Consider the following 5,504-nt stretch of genomic DNA (forward strand, 5'->3'; position numbering starts at 1 on the left):
CGAGCGCAAAGCCACCCTCCGGCTATGCAGGAACCCTTGAGCAAGCCTATTCTCGCCCCATTGACGGCCCGCTGCTGGCTATCTGAGAACAACGCCCATCTGGTTGGCCCATCTGGTTGGGATGATCGCCCAGCCTTTCCCCACTGAGCCCTGGATTTTGGTGTCTGTGCCTACCGCCAAAGGAATGATTGGCGCAATGGTACGCAGGATGTTTGATAGGGTCCTATTGCCATCCCACTTTGTCAAAATCCCGGTTTGTCAAAGTTGAGCCGCAGCTCTTCGGAGCCTCTGGCGTAATTTGCACTCTCCACCCAAACCCCTCCTCCTGTTCCCTGCCCTAGGGCCAAATTTGTCAATGTATGACCTGTATTACCTGCGGCAATGTGATTCTGCGCTCTGGTGGTCAGAGACTCCTGATTGAGCGCCTGTCGTTGACCGGTCAAGAACCTTGGGATGAGGCAATTCAGCAACGGGTACGGACAACTCCCCTCATCCAAAAGACTTTATGAACTCTTCCAGCTGGGTGAGAGGAATCCCATTGCTTGGAGTTCTTGGGTGAGGCGCTGGGCTTCCGCCGGATTTTGATCCCGCAGCAGGACAATGGCTTGACGTAGTTTGTCAAGGCCGGCACTGACCTGTCCTAGACGCAGCAGCAGTGCCCCCTGGTTTTGATAGGCCAAGGCACAGGTCGGATCTAACCTTTGCAGGCGATCGTAGGTGGCCAGGGCATGCCCCCAGCGTTTTAATTGCTTTTGGGCTTCCGCCAGCCGCAGATAGGTAGCAAGATGCATCACCTCAGGGGTGGGCGTCCCTAGAGCCATTTCATAGGCGGCAATTGCCGCTTGCCACTCCCCGCGCTCAGCGTAGAGATTCCCTTGCTGATAGTAAAGTTCATGGGCGATCGCTGGCGGAAGTATCTCAGTCTTTAAGCCCTGTTCTAAACACTGCTGAGCCTGCTCCCAGTCGCCCCTAGCCAGATATACACCGGCTAATTTACTCCACAGGTAGGCATCCTCAGGGTGCTGCTCAAGGTGGTGACGCATGATCCGCTCAGCCCGTTCCTGCTTTTGCTGCCGCTGGTCGCCCAGATAGCCACTGTGGACAATGGCAACACCATTGACATGACCAATTTGCCAATGGGGTTCTCGCTGTTGTAGCGCCAAAACGCTGTCATCAATGGTTTCGTGGTAGGGGCGCTGAAAGGAGATGGCGGGATGACGGCGAAAGAGACGCGCTACGGGCGTATAGGGGGGAATGACACCCAGTTCCTGCCGCAGCAAGGTCACCACCAGCCAGTTGGGTTGCTGGCAAATTTGGGGCAGCAAAGCAGCAAAGGCAGGGGTGAGGGTTTCATCAGCATCCAAAACTAAGACCCACTCAGTGGTCACATACCCTAAAGCAACATTGCGGGCAGCGGCAAAATCATCTTGCCAAGGAATTTCATAGACCTGTGCCCCCCAAGCGCGGGCGATCGCCACCGTTTCATCCTGCGACCCCGTATCCACAATTACTGCCTCATCAACAACGCCGGCAACACTGGCTAGGCACTGGGGTAAGCGTGCCGCCTCATCCCGCACAATCATGCAGAGGGTAATGGCCATAGACCCTAGGCAAAGTCGCCAATCAGCTTTACTTCCGGGTGCAGCCACACCGCCCAGCGATCGGCCACAGCAGTTTGCACATAGCGGATCAGATGATAGACATCCATGGCCGTTGCACCACCACAGTTAAGGATAAAGTTGGCGTGTTTTTGGGAAACTTGGGCATGTCCAATCTGGTAGCCCTTCAGGCCCGTTTGCTCAATTAGCCAACCCGCTGTCCACCCTTGGGGATTGCGGAAGACACTGCCACAGTTGGGGAAATCGTAGGGCTGCGTCCGCAGGCGATCGCTCAGGTGTTTTTGGGTATCTGCTTTCACTTGGGCAGGATCATGGCCGGGTTCCAACTGCCATGTGGCTTGCAGGACCAAGCGCTGCGTATCCTGAAGACTCGATGTGCGGTAGCCATAGCCCAACTCCCGTGCCGACACCACTGCCAACGTGCCATCGGGTTCTAAAATCACTACTGACACCAGCCGCTCCGCTGTACAGCCGCCATGGGCACCGGCATTCATCACCACTGCCCCTCCAACGGTGCCGGGGATGCCAACAACCCACTCCAGACCACGCCAGCCGAGTTTGGCACTCTGGTGAGCCAACTTGGGCAAGGGATAGCCTGCACCCACCGTCAGTTGTCCCGTCTCTAGATCAGTTGTGAGATAGCGCAGATGCTTAGTGGAGATCACTAGCCCCGGCACACCGCGATCGCTCACCAGCAGATTAGACCCTGCCCCCAAAACCGTAATCGGCAGTGCCTCCTCCTGTGCCCAAGTATAGGCCGCTTGCAGTTCAGCAATCGTACGCGGTTCCACAAACCATTCGGCACAGCCACCGACGTTGAGGGTGGTTAAGCCCGCTAGGGAGACTTGACGTTGTAGGGGGCACTGGGTTTGGGGCAAGCAGGCCAAGGTCATAGGGCGATCGCCTCAGTGAGGGGAGAGACACTGAATTGTTCCTGATCCGCCATGACAGACGGAATCAGTTGATTGAGGTTGCCAGCCCCAAGGAAGATGACCAAGTCGCCCGGCTGCAGCAGATGCGCCAAGCGAGTTTGTACCGCTTCAAAGGTGGGGCAGTAATCCACTGAAGCATGATACTGACGGGCACAGGTGGCAACATCGGCACCACTAATGGTGCCGGGATTGGGTTCGCCGGCACTATAGATATCCGTGAAGATCACGTGATCCGCGGCGCTGAAGCACTGGCCAAAGGCCTCGAGAAAGATTTGGGTACGGCTATAGCGGTGGGGTTGAAACACCGCCACGATCCGTTGCCAAGGGGCTTGAGTACCCACTTGGAGGCGGGCTGCCTCTAGGGTAGCCATAATTTCACTGGGATGGTGGGCATAGTCATCAATGAAGCGAATTCCATTCACCTGTCCCCGTTCTTCAAAGCGGCGGCGGGCACCGCGAAACTCTAAAAGAGCAGCAGCAATGGTGGCAAAGTCAATGCCGAGATACCGTCCCACTGCAATCACCGCTAGGGCATTTTGCAGGTTGTGGGCACCCAAAACATTCAGTTGCAAAATTCCAAGGGAGGTGCCCCGCTCCCAAATCCGTGCCGTCGTCCCCTCAGAGGTGTATTGAATATGATCCACACAGTAGTCCACCCCTGCTTGCCGTTGCAGACTATAGGTCAACAGGCGCGGATGATGCAGGCGATCGCGGATATTTGGACAATCGGCACAGGCAATCACAATGTCTGCTTGAGTAGCAAACTGCTGAAACGTGGCCACCACCTCTTCAAGGGAATTGTAGTGATCGGGGTGGTCAAGTTCAATATTAGTAATGACGCCAATATGGGGATGGAATTTGCGCAGGGAGCCATCAGACTCATCAGCTTCAGCCACAAGGTAAGGACTTTGACCCACACGGGCGTTGCCCTGCCATGCCGCCACTTCCCCCCCAACAATAATTGTTGGATCTAGCCCAGCCTGTAACAGCAAATAGGCAATCATACTGCTGGTGGTTGTCTTACCGTGGGTACCGGCAACGGCAATACTTTGGCTGCGGTGCATCAGTGCCGCCAGTACATCGGAACGGTGAAAGATTGGACAGCCTAAGTGTTGAGCCGCTTGATATTCAGGGTTATCGCTGCGAATGGCGGTGGAGCAAATGACCTGAGGGAGTGGGGTGAAGGGATACGTTTCAAAGTTAGCAGCACTCTGGCCAATAAAAATCCGCACACCTAACTCAGCCAGTTGCTCGGTCAAACGATTGGGACGCAAATCGGATCCAGACACCCTAAAGCCCTTTTTGGCCAGAATGTAGGCAAGGGCTGACATCCCAATACCGCCAATGCCAATGAAGTGGAATGGACGTCCGCTAAACTCCATCACTGGCCGATTTGCCACAAGCAACTCCTTTACTCCGCCAAAAGAAAATTTTTAGAACCAAAAATAGTAGTGTCAATAGACTCAAGTCAATGAATTGAATATCAACTTAGGCATGAACTAGGTATAAATTCTTAGGCTAATCATAGCAGGTTACCTTGAAGCTCCATGGGCTAATACTGGCAGATCTGGGGTGAATATGTCACCTTGAGCGAAAAAATTTTTTGCAGGCAGTTTATTGAGCATAGCTCAGTCTAGGGTTGATTTCAGGAGTGGCTCAAGAGTTCGACAAAGAATAAACTCTAGCGGAGATAAATTCAGCGGGGTGTATGGTAGAAGGTTGATACCGCCTTGTCGGTGTGCCGTTATCTTGCTGAGGACTGGGAATGCTGACGAACTTGCTAGCTTGGAGTATGGCGATCGCCAGTTTAGGCTTGTATCTGTTGGGCTTCTTTCTGCCGGAACTGTACCGTAGGTTTGATCTGGTGGCCAGTGGCGCGGGATTATTCTTTGCCTTGACCCTGTGGATCTATGGCGATCGCATTGGCGGTGGCTTGCTCCTAGGAATGACAGCTGCAGTGGCTTTAATCCTTTGGTTTGGCGGGCAGACCCTCAGCTATCGCTGGCAACTGACCCACCCCGGCGATCGCACCGATACCCAAAAAGCCCAAGCCCTTTGGCAAAAAGTCCAGTCTCTGCTGCCCGAAGGTACCTTTGCGAAAATCAGTGAGCCACTGAAAGGCCTGGTGAGTCGCTTGGGCAGGGGCTTCCGGAAGCAGCCCGATCGCCCCCAGGCTGCCGTGGATACTCCGCCACCGCCGATGGATACTGGCAACATCAAAGCAGATCTGTGGACAGCAAGCACCCCCACTACCGTTGCTGAACAACCCACTCCAGCCACTGCGGCAGCTGCCGCAGTCCCAGCAGAATCTGCGGAAGCTGAACCAACGGCCAGCCCAACTGCAGACACACCGGCTAATCACGAAGGGGCCGAAACTATCGCCCCAGAAGAGTCAAGTGTTGAAACGCTACAGCCGCCAACTGCTAGTACCCCAGAAGAGCCAGCACCAGCAACAATTACTGCTTCAGAAGCAGCGGTGGCCCCCTCGGAAGAGCCAGCCCCTCCTGAAAAAGGGGTTGAGGCTCCAGAAGCCACAGTGACCGCCGCAGCACCAGAAGAACCCGCATCTCCTGAAACAGTTGTCAATGCTCCAGAACCCACAGCAACCCCTAAGGCAGGGGCAGAGCCGCCTTTAGTCTCTGAAGCTGCTGCCGATGCTCAACCCACAGAAACGATGCCCCCAGCACCGCAATCGCGCACCTCTGCCGCCGATCTCCTAGGGGATATTCCTGAAAATAGTGATGTTGAGGATGCTGAGGACGAGGCAATGGCAGAGGGGATAACCATTGAAAATCCAGAACCTACTGAGGACAGTGACTGGCCGCCCCCCGAAGCCCGTCTGTAACATCTCACTCCAGCGGGTACAGGGCAGGACGAATCGCCGCAAAAGTTAATAAAGTCAGGAATTCATAACTTTTGCCACTTTTATTTTCTCTGAAGCAAAGCTTAATAG

5 protein-coding genes are annotated in these 5,504 nt (G+C 54.7%); 2 read left to right on the forward strand and 3 right to left on the reverse strand.

The window, feature by feature from the left end; genetic code table 11:
- Nucleotides 1–359 precede the first annotated feature (359 nt).
- Nucleotides 360–509 carry a hypothetical protein gene (locus tag H8Q75_RS01310; RefSeq protein ID WP_157869651.1) on the forward strand — a complete coding sequence of 50 codons (150 nt, stop codon included), beginning with the start codon at nt 360–362 and terminating at the stop codon, nt 507–509.
- On the opposite strand, the gene H8Q75_RS01315 is transcribed toward H8Q75_RS01310, so the two are convergent.
- The 3 genes from H8Q75_RS01315 to murC are packed head-to-tail and all read right to left on the reverse strand — an operon-like array spanning nt 504 to nt 3,933.
- On the reverse strand, nt 504–1,601 hold the full coding sequence (locus H8Q75_RS01315) for a glycosyltransferase (protein ID WP_024124459.1): 1,098 nt from the start codon (nt 1,599–1,601) through the stop codon (nt 504–506). The two genes, H8Q75_RS01310 and H8Q75_RS01315, sit on opposite strands and share 6 nt — an antisense overlap.
- 5 nt (nt 1,602–1,606) lie before the next feature.
- A complete protein-coding gene (gene murB / locus H8Q75_RS01320) occupies nt 1,607–2,512 on the reverse strand; it encodes a UDP-N-acetylmuramate dehydrogenase (RefSeq protein WP_024124460.1) in 906 nt (301 codons plus the stop codon).
- Nucleotides 2,509–3,933: a UDP-N-acetylmuramate--L-alanine ligase gene (gene murC / locus H8Q75_RS01325; protein WP_041429041.1), complete on the reverse strand. Its 1,425-nt coding sequence runs from the start codon at nt 3,931–3,933 to the stop codon at nt 2,509–2,511. Before murC ends, murB begins: the two co-directional genes overlap by 4 nt.
- A gap of 383 nt (nt 3,934–4,316) precedes the next feature.
- Here murC and H8Q75_RS01330 point away from each other — a divergent pair, with 383 nt between their 5' ends.
- Nucleotides 4,317–5,396, forward strand: a complete 1,080-nt coding sequence (locus tag H8Q75_RS01330) for a Ycf66 family protein (protein WP_024124462.1) — start codon at nt 4,317–4,319, stop codon at nt 5,394–5,396.
- Nucleotides 5,397–5,504 lie beyond the last annotated feature (108 nt).

The organism is Thermosynechococcus sp. OHK43 (genome assembly GCF_014466085.1).
Taxonomy (GTDB): Bacteria; Cyanobacteriota; Cyanobacteriia; order Thermosynechococcales; family Thermosynechococcaceae; genus Thermosynechococcus.